The following is a 15,108-nucleotide window of genomic DNA, read 5'->3' as shown; positions in this document are numbered from 1 at the left end:
CCGCGGAAACGGCCTCGGCGCGACGCGGGAACGACCTCACAGCGACGCGGAAACGGCCTCACCGCTAGGCGGAAACGGCCTCCTCCCGCCGCTCCGCGGCACCGGCCCGCTCCGGGAAACCGCCCGGCTCCGGGGCGCTGTCCCCCTCCGCCGCGTGCCGCGCCAGCCGCCGCAGCGCCGCCGCCGACGGCGTCCCCGGCTCCGCGTGGTAGGTGACCAGCTGCTGCTCCGGATCGGCCGGCAGGGTCAGCGTCTCGTACGCGAGGGACAGCGGCCCCACCACCGGATGCCGCAGCCGCTTGCGGCCGAAGTCCTTGTCCCGTACGTCGTGGTCGGCCCAGATCCGGCGGAAGTCGGCGCTCTCGGCGGACAGCTCGGTGATCAGCGCGCTCAGCTCGGGGTCGCCCGGGTACCGGCCGACGTCCCGCCGCAGGAAGGCCACGACGGAGCTGGCCTTCTCCTCCCAGTCGGCGTACAGCGCGCGCGTGGCCGGATCGAGGAAGACCAGCCAGGCCGTGTTGCGCCGGCCCGCCGGCAGCGCGGCGAAGTCGCCGAGCAGGGCGCGGGCGAGCCGGTTCCCGCCGAGGATGTCCAGCCGCCGGCCCACGACGTACGCCGGGACCTCCATCGCGTCCATCAGCGCCTGGACGGCGGGGCGCAGCCGCGGCGGGCGCGGGGCGGGACGCGGGCGGGAGGCCGGCCGGGCCAGGTCGGCGAGGTGGGAGCGCTCGGCCGGGGTGAGCCGCAGTACGTCGGAGATCGCGTCGAGCACCTCGGCGGAGACGTTCTGGCCCCGCCCTTGTTCGAGCCGGATGTAGTACGCGACGCTGACGCCCGCCAGCTGCGCCAGTTCCTCCCGCCGCAGGCCGGGCACCCTCCGCCGTCCGCCGTGGTGGACCAGGCCCACGTCCTCGGGCCGGAGCCGGGCACGGCGGGAGCGGAGGAAGTCGCTCATTTCGGTGCTCTGATCCATCCCGTGATTATCGCGCGCACCGGGGGCGGGCCGCGTGCGCGCCAGGGTGCTTCTCGCAGTAGTAGGACCGCCGAGCGTAGGTTGAACAGGGCACTGGTTGCCCCGGGCAGCCAAGCCCACCCTGGAGAGCATGAACCGCACCTCTGTACCCGCATACGCAGCACCCGCCCCGAAGGCTCCGCTGGAGCGCACCACCATCGAGCGCCGGGAGCTGGGTGAGCACGACATCCTCATCGACATCAAGTTCGCGGGCATCTGCCACTCCGACATCCACACCGTGCGGGCGGAGTGGGGCGACGGCGGGCACTTCCCCCTCGTCCCCGGCCACGAGATCGCGGGCGTGGTCAGCGAGGTCGGCCCGGGGGTGACCCGGTACGCGGTCGGCGACCGGGTCGGCGTCGGCTGCTTCGTCGACTCCTGCCGCGAGTGCGAGAACTGCGAGGCGGACCTCCAGCAGTACTGCACCGGCGAGCTGGGCCAGGTGGACACGTACAGCGCCATCGGCCGGGACGGCCTGCCCACCCAGGGCGGCTACTCCACCCACCTCGTCATCGACGAGAACTACGCGCTGCGCATCCCGGACAGCCTGCCGCTGGACGCCGCCGCACCGCTGCTGTGCGCCGGCATCACCCTCTACTCGCCGCTGGCGCGCCGGCAGGCCGGGCCCGGCAAGAAGGTCGCCGTCGTGGGCCTCGGCGGCCTCGGCCACATGGGCGTCAAGATCGCGCACGCGATGGGCGCGGAGGTCACCGTACTGAGCCGGACGCTGCGCAAGAAGGACGACGGCCTGCGGCTCGGCGCCGACCACTACCACGCCACGTCCGACCCGGCGACCTTCGAGAAGCTGGCGAACAGCTTCGACCTGATCGTCAACACCGTCTCCACGCAGCTCGACCTGAACGCCTACCTGGGCCTGCTGCGCACCGACGGCACCCTGGTCCAGCTCGGCGTGCCGGAGCACCCGCTGGCGGTCGCGCCGTTCGCCCTGATCGGCAACCGCCGGACCCTCGCCGGTTCGAAGATCGGCGGCCTCCAGGAGACCCAGGAGATGCTGGACTTCTGCGGCGAGCACGGGCTGGCCTCGGACATCGAGGTGATCTCCGCCGACCGGATCAACGAGGCGTACGAGCGGGTGCTGGCCGGCGACGTCCGCTACCGCTTCGTCATCGACACCGCGACCATCTGACGTCCGCGCACCCGGGGCCCGGCCCGGGCCCCGGGTGCCGCCACACGGGCGACACCCGGTGGTCACGGTCGGTACCGGAACGGCGACGGATCGCGTGCTACCGTCGCCCCAGTTGCAGTTTTGGTACCCATGAACGTCATGCGCGCCTGACGGGATGTGACCGTCGGGCGCCTTCTGTTTCTGCCGGTCACATCCGGATGGGCTCAATTGCGGCGACCCTGGAGACCGCGCCGTGCGGGATCCTCAACTGCCTCGATCGAAGGATTAAGACATGGCAACCGGCACCGTGAAGTGGTTCAACTCCGAAAAGGGCTTCGGCTTCATCGAGCAGGACGGCGGCGGCGCCGACGTCTTCGCGCACTACTCGAACATCCAGGCCCAGGGCTTCCGTGAGCTGCAGGAAGGCCAGAAGGTCACCTTCGACGTCACGCAGGGCCACAAGGGCCCGCAGGCGGAGAACATCGTCATCGCCTGAGCCGGCCGCACCGGCCCTACCGGCCGGACCGGCGGAGCCGCCCGAGCGCGGACAGCCGGAGCGGAACGGACTACGGCACGAGCCGGAACGCCCGAACGGGTGGCGTTCCGGCTCGTGCCGGTCCGGGGCCCGTGCGGCTCACCCGTCGCCGCCTAACCGGCCGCCACCCCTCGCTCCGCCACCCGCAGCGCCTCCGCGAGGATTCCCGCTCCCGTCTGCGCCTCCTCGGCCGTCAGCGACAGCGGTGGCGCGATGCGCAGGGCGGAGCCGCCCAGGCCGCCCTTGCCGATCAGCAGGCCGCGCTCGCGGGCGGCTTCCACGACGAGGTTCGCCGCCCGCGGCGACGGCTCGTCCGTGCCGGGGGCGACCAGCTCGATGCCGATCATCAGGCCGCGTCCGCGCACTTCCCGTACGGTCCGGAGCCCCGCGCAGGCCGCCCGCAGCCGCTCGATGAGCAGGCCGCCGACGCGCCGGGCGTTGCCCTGGAGGTCGTGGGCCAGGAGGTGGTCGAGGTTGGCCAGGGCGGCCGCCATGGTGACCGGGCTGCCGCCGAACGTGGAGATCGAGTTCGCGCCGAGGCAGTTCATCACCTCCGCGCGGGCCACCACCCCGCCGACGGACATGCCGTTGCCGATGCCCTTGGCGAAGGTGAGCAGGTCCGGCGGCCCGTTGCCGGCGTGCGCCTGCCAGCCCCAGAAGTGGTCGCCGGTCCGGCCCCAGCCGGTCTGCACCTCGTCCGAGATCCACAGGATGCCGTGCCGGTCCAGCACCTCGCGGAAGGCCGCGTACAGCCCGTCGGGCGGCGAGGTGAAGCCGCCGACGCCCTGCACCGGCTCGGCGATCAGCGCCGCGACGCCCGCCATCTGGCCGATCAGGTCCTCCAGGTCGGCGACGCACGCGTCGATGTACGCGGCGTCGGACAGCCCGGCGTACGGGCCGCGGGTGCGCACACCCCCGTGTACGTACAGCGTCTGGAGCGGGGACAGGCCGGTCGGCGACCAGCCGGCGTTGCCCGTGACGCCGACGGCCGAGAAGGACCGGCCGTGGTAGCTGTTGCGCATCGCCAGGACCTGGTTGGAGCGCCGGTACACCGTCGCCAGCAGGAGCGCGGTGTCGTTCGCCTCCGTACCGGACGTGGTGAGGAAGACCCGGGCGTCGGGGATGCCGGAGAGCGCGGCGATCCGCTCCGCCAGGTCGACCATGGGCCGGGACAGGTACTGCGTCGAGGTGTGCAGGATGCGGCCGGCCTGCTCGGCGACGGCCTTGGTGACCTCGGGCAGCGCGTGGGCAGTCATGGTGGTGAGGATGCCGCCGAAGAAGTCCAGGTAGCGGTTGCCGTCCGCGTCCCATACGTGGCGGCCCTCGCCGTGCGTCAGCTCGATGGGCCGCTCGTACAGCAGCGTGAGCCAGTCGGGCAGCACGGCGCGGTGCCGGGCGTGCAGGCCGGCGGGGGCCGGTGCCGCGCCCGGCCCGGCGTCCGGGGCCGTCACGGCCGGATCAGCCCCTCGTACGCGTCGGGCCGGCGGTCCCGGTAGAAGGCCCACTGCTGCCGCACCTCGTCGATGAGGCCGAAGTCCAGGTCGCGGACGACCAGCTCCTCCTTGGTGTCGCTGGCGACCTCGCCGACGAACTGCCCGCGCGGGTCGACGAAGTAGCTGGTGCCGTAGAAGTCGTTGTCGCCGTACTCCTCGACGCCGACCCGGTTGATCGCGGCGACGAAGTACTCGTTGGCGACCGCGGCGGCGGGCTGCTCCAGCTGCCACAGGTAGGCGGACAGGCCGCGGGAGGTGGCGGACGGGTTGTAGACGAGCTGGGCGCCGTTCAGGCCCAGCTGGCGCCAGCCCTCGGGGAAGTGGCGGTCGTAGCAGATGTAGACGCCGATCCGGCCGACGGCGGTGTCGAAGACCGGCCAGCCGAGGTTGCCCGGCTTGAAGTAGTACTTCTCCCAGAAGCCCTTGACCTGCGGGATGTGGTGCTTGCGGTAGGTGCCGAGCACGGTGCCGTCGGCGTCGATGACGGCCGCCGTGTTGTAGTAGAAGCCGGACTGCTCGACCTCGAAGACCGGCACCACGATCACCATGCCGGTCTCGCGGGCCAGTTCCTGCATCCGGCGGGTGGTGGGGCCGTCCGGCACCGGCTCGGCCCAGCGGTAGTGCTCCGGCTCCTGGACCTGGCAGAAGTACGGGGCGTTGAAGACCTCTTGGAAGCCGATCACCTGCGCGCCCTGCGCGGCCGCCGCCCTGGCGTGTTCCTCGTGCTTCGCGATCATCGATTCGGTGTCGCCGGTCCAGGACGCCTGAACCAGTGCGGCGCGTACGACGTTACGGACAACATCGGCCATGAGCTGCTCCTTCGTCGAGCCGTCGGCCAGCGGGCCATGCGGATCTACGCGTGTGGAGCGACCGTAGGCCCCGTGCAGCGGCGAGGCAAGACCATCTCCCGTACGGCGGTGGGCGACGCCGGAAGCGGCCGGAAAGGCGCGCGCCCGGCGCGTGGTCAGGAGCGCGCGCCACCGGCGCGCAGGGCGTGGGTGATGTCGCGGTGGCGGTGCGGTGAGACACCGGCGGCGGCGTCCAGGAGCAGCGGGACCAGCTTGCCCGGGGCGCTCGCGGTCGCCTCCACCGCCTCCTCGGGCGTACGGGCCCGGACGAGCGCCGCGAACAGTTCGCGGGCCTCGGCCGGGCGGCCCGCCCCGAGCAGCGCCAGCGCCGTGTGCGCCACTTCCCCGGCGGGCCGGGCGACGCCTTGGCGCAGCAGCCGCACGCTCTCGGCGGTGCGGCCCGCGGCGGTCAGCGCGTCGGCGGCAGCGGCGAGCCGGGCGGGCGGCAGGCAGGCCACCTCCCAGAGCAGCGTCGGCACTTCAGCCGCCAGACCTGCGTTCTCCAGCTCGCTTATGGTGCGCGGCAGTTGGGAGGGGCGTGCGTGGGCGGCGGCGCACAGCAGGGCGTGCGCCTCGCCGCCGCGCCCGGTGGCCCGGAGCTGGGCCAGGCGGGCGGCGTTGGCGGGGGTGACGGGCGTTTCGGGGGTGCCGATGGCGCGGGGAGCGCTGGGGGTGTCCGGCTCGTGCTCGTACAGACCGGTGGCGCCGCCCGGGGGGCGATGACTCACCGCCGCGCTCGCCAGCGCGTCGAGGCGCCCCTGGAGTTCACGCGCCCGGGCCCCGGACCGTACGTGGTCGTCGCGGGCCCAGGCCAGTTCGTCCGCCAGCCGCGCGGCGTCGGGGCCGCCCGCCGCCACCAGCAGGGCAGCCCGTAACTCCCGTTCGCGCAGCGCCGCGTACTGCCGTTCGCGCAGCATCATGTCGAGCCGCTCCCCGAGGTGCGCGGGAGCGCCCGGCCGGGCATCGTACGCCGCGACCGCCTCCTCGTGGAGCCGGCGCGCCCGCGGCCCGGCGGTGCGCACGGCGTGCTCGCCGCGGCGCACCGCGAGGTCGTGCAGCAGCGACTCCACCACGTCCCAGGGCGGCACGTCCGTACCGTCCAGACAGGCCCGCAGGCCCTGGGGGTCGCGCAGCCTGAAGACGGCGTACCAGCCGGCCGTCGCGTCGAGCAGCCGCGTCAGCCCGCGCAGGAACCGCGCGAACTCCGCCACCGGCGCTTCGAGTTGGTCCGTTGCCACGTTCCCCTCTCCCCTCCCCCGTTCCCCGTGGGCCCGCCCGTTCCCACCTCACGCCCCACCCGCATGCGGCACCAGCCGGGTTTTGGCCTCGATTGCACCCGTTCTACGCGCGGTTCCCCGGGGCCCGCCGGGCGGTCGGGGCAGCGGCCACCCACCGTTGTCAGTGGTGGGCCCTACTCTGCGGACATGGCTGAGACACTTCGGTACACCGTCCCCATCGCCGCGGCACCCGAGCAGGTGTGGGAGACCCTCACCACGCCCGAGGGGAGCAGCGCGACCCTGTTCGGCTCGCGCATCGAGTCGTCGTTCGAGATCGGCAGCCGCGTCGAGTTCGTGGGGCACGGCGCCGACGGCGAGCGGATCGTGCAGGTGTACGGCGAGATAACCGCGTTCGAGCCCTGCCGCCGGTTCGGCTACGTCCAGCATCCGGGCCCCGTGCACAACCCGGAACACGCCGCGACATCGTGCCGGATGACGCACGTCCTGACGCCGCGCGGCGACGGGACGGACCTGGAGCTGGTCATCGACCGGTGGAGCGAGGGCAACCCGGCGTACGAGCACGCCATGCGCTCGTACCCGGAGTCCGGCTACCTCGCGGGCATCAAGGCACATGCGGAGTCGCGGATGGCATAGCCCTTCCTGCCGCGTCCTCGGCGGGGCGACGCGATACGGGGCGGCGTGACCCTGGTCACCACCGTTTCCGGGACCGGCCCGTACCGTGGCGGTCGGCCCGGCCCGACCGGCCCGTCCATCCGGTACGGGCACCATCGGCCGTCTTGCGCGGATGGTCCCGTATGGGTGGTCCGGTAGGGGTGATCCGGTGTGGGTGGTCCAGACCGTTGGTGAGTACATTGGCCCCTTGCGGAACCGGGCGACCGTTCCCGTGGGGTTCACCGCCGGGTCCGTACGCCGTGCCATCCGGCGGCAGCGGCGCCGCCCGAGAGAATGGACCTCTTCCTTGACCACGCCCCGCCTCGTCCCGCTCTCCCCGACCACCTGGGCGTGGACGCACGACAGCACCGCCTGGGGTTACAGTAACTGCGGCCTGGTCGCGTCCGACGGTGAAGCGCTCCTGATGGACACGCAGTTCACCCTGGAGGGCACCCGGGAGCTGCTGGCCGCGATCGCCGGTGCCGTACCGGACGCGACGATCACCACCGTGGTCAACAGCCACCAGAACGGCGACCACACGTGGGGCAACGAGCTGGTCCCGGACGCGGAGATCATCACCTCCGAGGCGTCCGCCGCGCACCAGTGCCAGGAGATGACGCCGGACATGCTGTCGGCGCTGAGCCGCGGCGAGCCGGTCACCGCGGTCGCGGCCTACGCCGTCGAGCACTTCGGCGGTTTCGACTTCGGCGGCATCACCGTCACCGGACCGACGCGGACCTTCACCGGCAGCCTGGAGCTGTCCGTCGGCCGTACGCCGGTGCGTCTCCTGGACCTCGGCGCCGGACACAGCGCGGGCGATGTCGCGCTGCACGTGCCCGAGGACGGTGTGGTGTTCACCGGCGACGCCCTGTTCCGCGGCGGCCACATGATCGTCTGGTCGGGCTCGCTCTCCTCGTGCGTCACGGCCTGCGACACCCTGCTGGCCACCGGCGCCACGACCTTCGTACCGGGCCACGGGGAGCTGACGGACCGCGCGGGGCTGACCCGCTTCCGCGACGAGCTGTCCCGGATCTTCGAGACGGCCACCGCGCACGCCCGCAAGGGCACGGAGCTGGACGAGGCGGCCCGCCTGGTCAAGGCCGCGCACGCAGGCGGGCTGGCGCACCCCGAGCGGCTGTTCACCGCGGTCGCGGCGGCCTACCAGGAGGCGGGCGTGCCGGACGTACCGTCCACCACGTTCGAGCTGGTCGAGGGCATGGCCCGGCTGGCGGACGCGGCGTAGCCGGACGCGGGGAGACCGGCTTCGGGGAGGGCGGCTTCGGGGCGGGCGGCTTCGGGGCGGGCGGCCGCGGGGAGGGCGGCCGCCACCGGGTAGTCGGACGGCACCACCAGCATGAGCCGCTGCGTACGGTCGCTGAGCGGCGCGAAGCAGCGGAAGGTGACTTCGAACTCCTCGTCCCCGTGGCCGGGCAGGTACAGCCAGCGCCGGTCGCCGTCCGGGTGCGTGACCGTCGTCAGATCATCGGTGAGCAGCCGGGCGGCGACCCTGTCGCGCTCCTTGATCTGCGCCACGACCTCCGCCAGCCTGCGGTTCTCCGGCTGCTCGGCGGCGGTCAGGCGCAGCTGGGAAGCCATCGGCTTGGCCCAGTCCTCCTCCCAGTTGATCAGCTGGAGGCGGGCCTCCGGGTACGTCAGCGCCCAGATCATGACGTTGATGCCGTGCTTCATCCACGGCCAGTCCTTCTCGCAGGCCGCGTTGTACAGGAGCACGTCCCACGCCGAGTCGGACAGATAGGCCGGCCAGGGCTGCACCTGGATGAGCGCGGACGTCGACGGGTCGACCGCGCCGGAGGGGCGGTAGAGCGGCGGCGGCACCTGCCCCCGCGCGTACACGAAGAGGGTGTGCCGCTGCGCCTCGTCGAGGTCGAGGATGCGCACGATGCGCTCCAGCCACTCGGTCTTCGGCCGCTCGATCCGGCCGGACTCCAGCCTGCGGTACCACCCCTCGGTGACACCGGTGAGCACCGCCATCTCGGCCTGCGTGATGCCGAGCCGGTCCCGGTGGCCGAATTTCGCGGTGAACCCCGGCACCTGACGGGGGTCCCGCGGGCCGCGCCAGTCGCGCAGGAAGTCGCCGAGCCGCTGCTTACCGGACATTCGGCATCAATGCTCCCTCCGGTTCGGTAAAAGGATCGAAAAGTTACGGCCGACTTTATCGCCACTTCGCTACGCACCGAACGAGCCCTCCGGCCCACCGGAGACCGCCCGCCACCCCGCGAATCACCCCAAAGCCCACATCCACCCCATTTCCCGGGCCGGAGCGGCACCCCGCCTACCGGAACTCCCAGTACCGGTCACCCCGCGTGACCGGCAGCGGACGAGAACGCCCGATCGGTTTGTGCCAGAGTGACTGACCGCGGCAGGGCCCCGCACGGCGCCCGCCGCCGTGCCGCCGGCGGAGCCGGGCACACCAGCAGCAACCGAGAGGGACCCATGAGCCGCAGCGTCTTCATCACCGGTGGCAACCGGGGCATCGGACTGGCGGTCGCGCGGGCCATGGCCGCCGACGGCGACAGGGTCGCCGTCACGTACCGCTCGGGCGAGCCGCCCGCCGGCGTTCTCGGCGTGCGGTGCGACATCACCGACCCGGAGCAGGTCGAGGCGGCGTTCCGGCAGATCGAGGAGGCGCACGGCCCGGTCGAGGTCCTGGTGGCCAACGCGGGCATCACCCGCGACGCGCTGCTGATGCGGATGTCCGAGGACGACTTCGGCGACGTGGTGGGCACCAACCTCACCGCCGCCTACCGGGTGGCCAAGCGCGCCACCCGCGGGATGCTGCGGGCCCGCAAGGGCCGCATGATCTTCATCGGGTCGACCGTCGGCCTGCGCGGCGAAGCGGGCCAGGCGAACTACGCGGCGGCCAAGGCCGGCCTGGTCGGTCTCGCCCGCTCCATCGCCCGCGAACTGGGCTCGCGCGGCATCACCGCCAACGTGGTCACCCCCGGCCTCACCGAGACCGACATGACCGCGGCGCTCCCGCAGGAACGCCTGGACGCCATGCTGGAGGAGATCCCGCTGCGCAAGGCCGCCCGCCCCGAGGACATCGCCGCGGCGGTGCGCTTCCTCGCCGGCGACGAGGCGGCCTACATCACCGGCGCCGTCATCCCGGTCGACGGCGGCGCGGGCATGGGCCACTGACCCCACCCGCACCACACCACATCTCCCACACCTCCCACGCCCTCACTCCCGGGGGCGTGGGCGAGGACACCCGCCCCGTACGGGGCGGCCGGGTGAGCGCTTGGACGGGGGTCAGGCGCTCACCCACCGAGGGAAGCGAAGCCTGTGAGGCGCCGAGCCACGGCGCCTCACAGGCTTCGACGTTTTCTGGAGCGGACCGTGCGGGCGTATGCACAACACCGCACTATCGACAGGTGAACTTGCAAGTTTGCCTGTCGTAAGCCTAGGGTGCCGCCATGCCCGAAAAGGATCCGGAAGACCTGGCGACCGATCTGGGCGCCACCGTGAGCCTCCTCATGCGGCAGCTGCGCGCCGTCTCGCACGCCGGCGGGCTCACCGCCTCACAGCGTGCGGCGCTCGCCCGTATCGACGCCGAGGGACCCACCACCATCGCGGCGCTGGCCCGCGCCGAGTTCGTACGGCCGCAGTCGATGCGGATGACGATCGGCGCCCTGGAGGAACAGGGAATCCTGCGGCGGAGCCCGCATCCGACCGACGGCCGGCAGGTCGTCTTCTCCTTCACCGAGGAGGGCCGGCGGGTGCTCGCCGAGGCCCGGCAGGCCAAGCACAACTGGCTCGCCGTCGCCATCGCCGAACGCCTCGCCCCGGCCGAACAGCGCACGCTGGCCGAGGCCACCGGGCTGCTGAAGCGGCTGATACGGGAATGAGGGCCGAGGGAGCGGCGGCGGACGGGCGGAACTCCCCCGGAGCCGTGCGCGCGGCGGCGCCCGGGGACGGTGAGCGGGGGTTCGGGGCGCGGCTGATGACGCCGTTGCTGCTCGGCTCGGTGCTCAACCCGGTCAACTCGACGATGATCGCCACCTCGTTGGTGGCCATCGCCCGGGACTTCCACGTCGGCGCCGCCGACACCGCCTGGCTCATCTCCGCCATGTACCTGGCCAGCGCGGTCGCCCAGCCCGCCATGGGCCGGCTGGCCGACCGGCTCGGTCCGCGCCGGGTCTTCGTCGCGGGACTGGTGACGGTGCTCGCCGCCGGTCTGCTCGGCACGCTCGCGCCCGCCTTCACGCTGCTGATCGTCTCCCGCGTCGTCCTGGGCGTCGGCACCTCGGCGGCGTACCCGGCCGCGATGGCGATCCTGCGTACCGAGGCGGAACGGGTGGGCCGCGGCACACCGCGCGCCGTCCTGGGCCGGCTGTCCCTCGCCGCCCTGGGCAGCGCCGCCGTGGGCCCGGCGCTCGGCGGGCTGCTGGCGGCGACCACGGGCTGGCGCGCGGTCTTCGCGGTGAACGTCCCCCTCGCCCTCGTCGCCCTCGCCTGCGCCCTGGCCTGGCTGCCCGCGGACGGCCGCGCCGGTCCGGACCGTACGGCGGACCGCGGGACGGCTCGTACGACGGCCCACGGGACAGCTCGTACGACGGCCCGTGCAGCGGACCGCACGGGCTCCCTCGACCCGCTCGGCATCGCGCTGTTCGCGGCCACCCTCACCGTCGCGATGTTCTTCCTGCTGGACCTCGCGCACCCCCGGTGGCTGCTGCTGGCACCGGCCGCCGCGCTCGCCGCCGTACTGACGTGGTGGCAGCTGCGCCACCCCGAACCCTTCCTGGATCTGCGGATGCTCGCCCGCAACGGCGCGCTGCTCCTGACCTACCTCCGGCACGGGCTGGCATACCTCGTCATCTACTGCGTGCTGTACGGGTACAGCCAGTGGCTGGAGGAGGGGCACGGCTACAGCGCCTTCCACGCCGGACTGATCATGCTGCCGATGTCCGGGGCCGCCGCCGTCTGTTCGCTCGCCGGCGCCCGTACGAAGGGCATCCGGGCCCCGCTCACCGCGGCCGCCGCGTGCCTCGCCGTCGGCAGCGGCGTCTGCCTGCTGCTGAGCGGCGGTACTCCACTGGCTGCCCTGCTACTGGCCGGAGTCCTCTTCGGCATCCCCCAGGGCCTCGCCGCCACGGGCAACCAGGCCGCGCTCTACGCACAGGCACCGGCCGACGGCATCGGCGCGGCGGCCGGATTCCAGCGCACCGCGCAGTATCTCGGCGCGATCACCGCATCGAGCCTCATCGGCCTCCTGTACGGGCAGCGGGCCACGGACGCGGGCCTGCACGGGATCGCCGTCGTCGGACTCGGCCTCGGCGTGCTGCTGCTCGTCCTGACGGCCGCGGACCGCACGCTGCGGCCCCGGGCGCCGGTGCCCGCGCAGGTCCGGGCGACCGCACACCCCACCGAGAGCACTCCCCCCACCCACACCCGTCACTAGGAGCTCCCATGCCCCTCACCGCCCTCGACCCCACCACCGCCCTCGTCCTGATCGACCTTCAGAAGGGCATCACCGCGCTGCCGACCGTCCACCCCTCCGCCGAGATCGTCGAGCGTTCCGCGCGGCTCGCCGCAGCCTTCCGCGCGCGGGACCTGCCCGTGGTGCTCGTCAACGTCGCGGGCGGCGCGCCGGGCCGTACGGAGGCCGGGCGGCCCGGGGGCACGCCGCCGGCCGACTGGGCCGAGCTGGTGCCGGAACTCGGCCGGCAGCCCGCGGACATCACCGTCACCAAGCGGACCTGGGGCGCCTTCCACGGCACCGGCCTCGACGCGGAGCTGCGCCGCCGGGGCGTCACGCAGATCGTCCTGGCGGGCATCGCGACGAGCATCGGCGTGGAGTCCACCGCGCGCGCCGCCCACGAACACGGCTATCACGTCACCGTGGCGACGGACGCGGTGACCGACATGGACGAGGAGGCGCACCGCCGCAGTCTGGAGAAGATCTTCCCCCGGCTGGGCGAGACCGGTTCCACGGAGGCGGTCATCGGCCTGCTGGGCTGACCGGCCCCGGAGGCGGCGGGACGGACGTACCCGACGGGGCGGGCGTACGGGGCGGAGCGGACGTACCCGACGGGGCCGCGCCTTTCGCCAGGAGCAGCAGCGCGTCGACCAGGTCCGCGGCGGACGAGCCGGTGGCCAGGCGCCGCAGCTGCTGCCCCGCGACCAGGGCGACCACGGTGCCGGCCAGCCGCTCGGCGTCCGCGACGCCCAGCGCCGTCAGGATGCGGGCCGCCAGACGGTCGTACGCGGCGAAGCACTCGGCCGCCGCGGTCCGCAGCCGCTCGTCGCGCCCGGCCTGGACGTACAGTTCGAACGGCGCGATGTGCTCGCTGTCGAACTCCGTGCCGCCCGCGACCTGGCCGACCAGCGCCGCGGCCTCCGCCAGACCGATCCGGTCGAGCCGGCTGTCGTCGGCCAGCGCGGTGAACCGCCGGGTCTCCTCGTCGACGAACCGCAGCAGGCTCTCCCGCAGCAGGTCGTGCTGTGTCGCGAAGTGGTACGTCACCGAGCCCAGCGACACACCGGCCTCCTTCGCGATGCGCCGGTTGGTGACGGCGGCGACACCGTCCCGCCCGATGATGCGCAGCACGGCGCCGATGATGCAGCGCCGGGTGTCGCCGGGCCGGTCGGGCCCGGGCTCCGCCGCCGTCATCGGCCCACCGCGTCCGCCGGGCCGCCGAGGTCGTCCACCCTGACCGGATACAGCTCCGCCCGCTCCCGGACCGCCGTGCGCTCCCCCGGCCCCGCCGCCCTCGGCGGACCGGCCACCGGCCCCGGTCCGGGCCACCGCTCGTACCACCGCAGCTCCTCCTCCAACTGCGCCGCCAGCGATATCAGCAGCGGTTCCGAGTGGGACGGGCCGAGGAGCTGGGCGCCCAGGGGGAGGCCGCCCGCGGTGCGGCCGGCGGGCACGCTGATGCCGGGCCAGCCGAGGACGTTCCACGGCCAGGCGTACGGGCACGCGGCGATCATCGCCCGGTCCGTCTGCCAGCCGTTCATCTTCGCGAGTGTGCCGATGCGCGGCGGCGGCGCGGCCGTGGTCGGCGTCAGCAGCACGTCGTACGAACCGAACAGCGCGTCCACCCGCCGGTGCTGGCGCCGCTCCGCCGCCCGCGCCCGGCGCAGCACGGGGCCGCCGAGCAGGCGTCCCAGCCGGGCCGCGTCGCGCGTACGGCGGTCCAGCAGCGCGCGGTCGGGCGCCCGCGCCGCCCATTCCCGTACGCCCGTCGTCGCCCGCGGCACGAACGCGAGGCCGATCAGCCCGTAGTCCGGCTCGGCCTCCTCGACCTGGTGGCCGAGGCCCGCGAGCGTCCGGGCGAGAGCGGTGACGGCGGACCGTACCTCCGGATGGAGCGGTTTGGGCGTACCGGTGAAGGCCGGCTTCCAGGAGAGCGCGATGCGCAGCCGCCCCGGATCGCGGTCCGCCGCCGCGCGGGCCGCGACGGGGCGCGGCCGGTGCAGGTCGCCCTCATGGCTGCCGGCGGCGGCGTCGAGCAGCAGCGCCGCGTCCCGGACCGTACGGGCCAGCGGGCCCAGCACCGTGATGCCCTGGAAGGCCTCCGGGTCGGGCCAGGTCGATATGCGGCCGCGCTGCGGCTTGATGCCGACGAGGTGGGTCCAGGCGGCGGGAATGCGGACCGAGCCCGCGCCGTCCGTGCCGAGGGCGGCCGGTACGAGTCCGGCGGCGACCGCGGCGGCCGAGCCGCCCGACGAACCGCCCGGTGTGTGGCCCGGGTTCCAGGGGTTGCGGGTGTCGCCGAACGCGGGGCCCTCGGTGAACGGCCACTGCCCCAGTTCGCACGAGTTGGTCTTGCCGACGATGACCGCGCCGGCCGCGCGCAGCCGCCGTACGGCCTCGGAGTCCGCCGCCTTGGGCGGGAACTCGCCCGCGCAGCCGAAGGCGGTGGGCTCACCCGCCACGTCGGTGTCGTCCTTGACGGCGACCGGCACGCCGAGCAGCGGCAGCCGCTCCCCCGCCGCCAGGCGCCGGTCGGCCGCCGCTGCCTCGGCGAGCGCGGCCTCGGCGCGGACCCGCCGGAAGGCGTTGACCGTGCCCTGCGTGGCGTCGATGCGCTCCAGCGAGCGCCGCACCAGCTCCACCGACGCGACCCGTCCGGCGGCCAGCGCCGCCGCCTGCTCGGCGAGTCCTTCGTACTCCCGGGCGGCGCCGCTCCGGAGGGCGGTGCCGTTGTCGCCGCTCCTGTTGTCGTTGTCCCGCAGGCCCAC

At 73.8% G+C, this 15,108-nt stretch carries 15 protein-coding genes; 8 read left to right on the top strand and 7 right to left on the bottom strand.

Translation table 11 applies throughout. The annotated features are described in order from the left end of the window. Window positions 1–64: 64 nt before the first annotated feature. Entirely contained in the window at window positions 65–973 is a 909-nt protein-coding gene (locus tag IH45_RS0101535; RefSeq protein ID WP_050514435.1) for a helix-turn-helix domain-containing protein, read from the bottom strand. A 130-nt stretch (window positions 974–1,103) separates the two neighbouring features. On the opposite strand from IH45_RS0101535, the gene IH45_RS0101530 reads away from it, so the two are divergent. Together IH45_RS0101530 and IH45_RS0101525 are read left to right on the top strand one after the other, a co-directional pair. Beyond that, a complete protein-coding gene (locus IH45_RS0101530) occupies window positions 1,104–2,159 on the top strand; it encodes an NAD(P)-dependent alcohol dehydrogenase (RefSeq protein ID WP_030660031.1) in 1,056 nt (351 codons plus the stop codon). Between the two features lie 271 nt (window positions 2,160–2,430). Continuing rightward, a complete protein-coding gene (locus IH45_RS0101525) occupies window positions 2,431–2,634 on the top strand; it encodes a cold-shock protein (RefSeq protein WP_030592723.1) in 204 nt (67 codons plus the stop codon). Between the two features lie 152 nt (window positions 2,635–2,786). Here IH45_RS0101525 and IH45_RS0101520 read toward each other — a convergent pair whose 3' ends face one another. From IH45_RS0101520 to IH45_RS0101510, 3 genes are all read right to left on the bottom strand, one after another. Continuing rightward, the gene (locus IH45_RS0101520) at window positions 2,787–4,124 is read right to left on the bottom strand and encodes an aspartate aminotransferase family protein (RefSeq protein WP_030660029.1); all 1,338 of its coding nucleotides are present in this window, start codon (window positions 4,122–4,124) and stop codon (window positions 2,787–2,789) included. Further along, window positions 4,121–4,975 carry a nitrilase-related carbon-nitrogen hydrolase gene (locus tag IH45_RS0101515; RefSeq protein WP_030660027.1) on the bottom strand — a complete coding sequence of 285 codons (855 nt, stop codon included), beginning with the start codon at window positions 4,973–4,975 and terminating at the stop codon, window positions 4,121–4,123. Before IH45_RS0101515 ends, IH45_RS0101520 begins: the two co-directional genes overlap by 4 nt. A gap of 155 nt (window positions 4,976–5,130) precedes the next feature. Beyond that, complete coding sequence (locus IH45_RS0101510; RefSeq protein ID WP_030660025.1) at window positions 5,131–6,252, bottom strand: hypothetical protein; 1,122 nt, start codon at window positions 6,250–6,252, stop codon at window positions 5,131–5,133. A 186-nt stretch (window positions 6,253–6,438) separates the two neighbouring features. On the opposite strand from IH45_RS0101510, the gene IH45_RS0101505 reads away from it, so the two are divergent. Both IH45_RS0101505 and IH45_RS01000000142960 read left to right on the top strand, forming a co-directional pair. Next, entirely contained in the window at window positions 6,439–6,885 is a 447-nt protein-coding gene (locus IH45_RS0101505; protein ID WP_030660023.1) for an SRPBCC domain-containing protein, read from the top strand. Between the two features lie 325 nt (window positions 6,886–7,210). Next, entirely contained in the window at window positions 7,211–8,146 is a 936-nt protein-coding gene (locus IH45_RS01000000142960; protein WP_050514433.1) for an MBL fold metallo-hydrolase, read from the top strand. Here the strand turns inward: IH45_RS01000000142960 and IH45_RS0101495 are convergent. Next, window positions 8,062–9,021 (bottom strand): MmyB family transcriptional regulator, encoded by a 960-nt coding sequence (locus IH45_RS0101495; RefSeq protein ID WP_050514432.1) that lies wholly within the window; start codon window positions 9,019–9,021, stop codon window positions 8,062–8,064. The genes IH45_RS01000000142960 and IH45_RS0101495 overlap by 85 nt on opposite strands. Before the next feature lie 336 nt (window positions 9,022–9,357). Here IH45_RS0101495 and fabG point away from each other — a divergent pair, with 336 nt between their 5' ends. From fabG to IH45_RS0101475, 4 genes are all read left to right on the top strand, one after another. Then, on the top strand, window positions 9,358–10,062 hold the full coding sequence (fabG, locus tag IH45_RS0101490; protein ID WP_030660017.1) for a 3-oxoacyl-ACP reductase FabG: 705 nt from the start codon (window positions 9,358–9,360) through the stop codon (window positions 10,060–10,062). A gap of 275 nt (window positions 10,063–10,337) precedes the next feature. Next, complete coding sequence (locus IH45_RS0101485) at window positions 10,338–10,769, top strand: MarR family winged helix-turn-helix transcriptional regulator (protein WP_030660015.1); 432 nt, start codon at window positions 10,338–10,340, stop codon at window positions 10,767–10,769. Next, window positions 10,766–12,322 carry an MFS transporter gene (locus IH45_RS0101480; RefSeq protein WP_234440392.1) on the top strand — a complete coding sequence of 519 codons (1,557 nt, stop codon included), beginning with the start codon at window positions 10,766–10,768 and terminating at the stop codon, window positions 12,320–12,322. Before IH45_RS0101485 ends, IH45_RS0101480 begins: the two co-directional genes overlap by 4 nt. A gap of 8 nt (window positions 12,323–12,330) precedes the next feature. Further along, window positions 12,331–12,882, top strand: coding sequence for an isochorismatase family protein (locus IH45_RS0101475; protein ID WP_030660010.1), 552 nt, complete (start codon window positions 12,331–12,333; stop codon window positions 12,880–12,882). On the opposite strand, the gene IH45_RS01000000142955 is transcribed toward IH45_RS0101475, so the two are convergent. Both IH45_RS01000000142955 and IH45_RS0101465 read right to left on the bottom strand, forming a co-directional pair. Next, the gene (locus IH45_RS01000000142955; RefSeq protein WP_030660009.1) at window positions 12,863–13,534 is read right to left on the bottom strand and encodes a TetR/AcrR family transcriptional regulator; all 672 of its coding nucleotides are present in this window, start codon (window positions 13,532–13,534) and stop codon (window positions 12,863–12,865) included. The genes IH45_RS0101475 and IH45_RS01000000142955 overlap by 20 nt on opposite strands. Then, a complete protein-coding gene (locus IH45_RS0101465; RefSeq protein WP_394298651.1) occupies window positions 13,531–15,102 on the bottom strand; it encodes an amidase in 1,572 nt (523 codons plus the stop codon). Before IH45_RS0101465 ends, IH45_RS01000000142955 begins: the two co-directional genes overlap by 4 nt. Window positions 15,103–15,108: the final 6 nt, after the last annotated feature.

Origin of the sequence: Streptomyces rimosus subsp. rimosus (assembly GCF_000720725.1) — a bacterium.
Lineage (GTDB): Bacteria > Actinomycetota > Actinomycetes > Streptomycetales > Streptomycetaceae > Streptomyces > Streptomyces rimosus_A.
The sequence above is the reverse complement of the archived record's forward strand: the minus strand, read 5'-3'. Positions and strand labels throughout refer to the sequence as shown.

Coding starts and splice junctions, on each gene's coding strand:
- IH45_RS0101535 (WP_050514435.1), bottom strand. CDS start 973: ATGGATCAGAGCACCGAAATGAGCGACTTCCTCCGCTCCCGCCGTGCC.
- IH45_RS0101530 (WP_030660031.1), top strand. CDS start 1,104: ATGAACCGCACCTCTGTACCCGCATACGCAGCACCCGCCCCGAAGGCT.
- IH45_RS0101525 (WP_030592723.1), top strand. CDS start 2,431: ATGGCAACCGGCACCGTGAAGTGGTTCAACTCCGAAAAGGGCTTCGGC.
- IH45_RS0101515 (WP_030660027.1), bottom strand. CDS start 4,975: ATGGCCGATGTTGTCCGTAACGTCGTACGCGCCGCACTGGTTCAGGCG.
- IH45_RS0101505 (WP_030660023.1), top strand. CDS start 6,439: ATGGCTGAGACACTTCGGTACACCGTCCCCATCGCCGCGGCACCCGAG.
- IH45_RS0101495 (WP_050514432.1), bottom strand. CDS start 9,021: ATGTCCGGTAAGCAGCGGCTCGGCGACTTCCTGCGCGACTGGCGCGGC.
- fabG (WP_030660017.1), top strand. CDS start 9,358: ATGAGCCGCAGCGTCTTCATCACCGGTGGCAACCGGGGCATCGGACTG.
- IH45_RS0101485 (WP_030660015.1), top strand. CDS start 10,338: ATGCCCGAAAAGGATCCGGAAGACCTGGCGACCGATCTGGGCGCCACC.
- IH45_RS0101480 (WP_234440392.1), top strand. CDS start 10,766: ATGAGGGCCGAGGGAGCGGCGGCGGACGGGCGGAACTCCCCCGGAGCC.
- IH45_RS0101475 (WP_030660010.1), top strand. CDS start 12,331: ATGCCCCTCACCGCCCTCGACCCCACCACCGCCCTCGTCCTGATCGAC.
- IH45_RS01000000142955 (WP_030660009.1), bottom strand. CDS start 13,534: ATGACGGCGGCGGAGCCCGGGCCCGACCGGCCCGGCGACACCCGGCGC.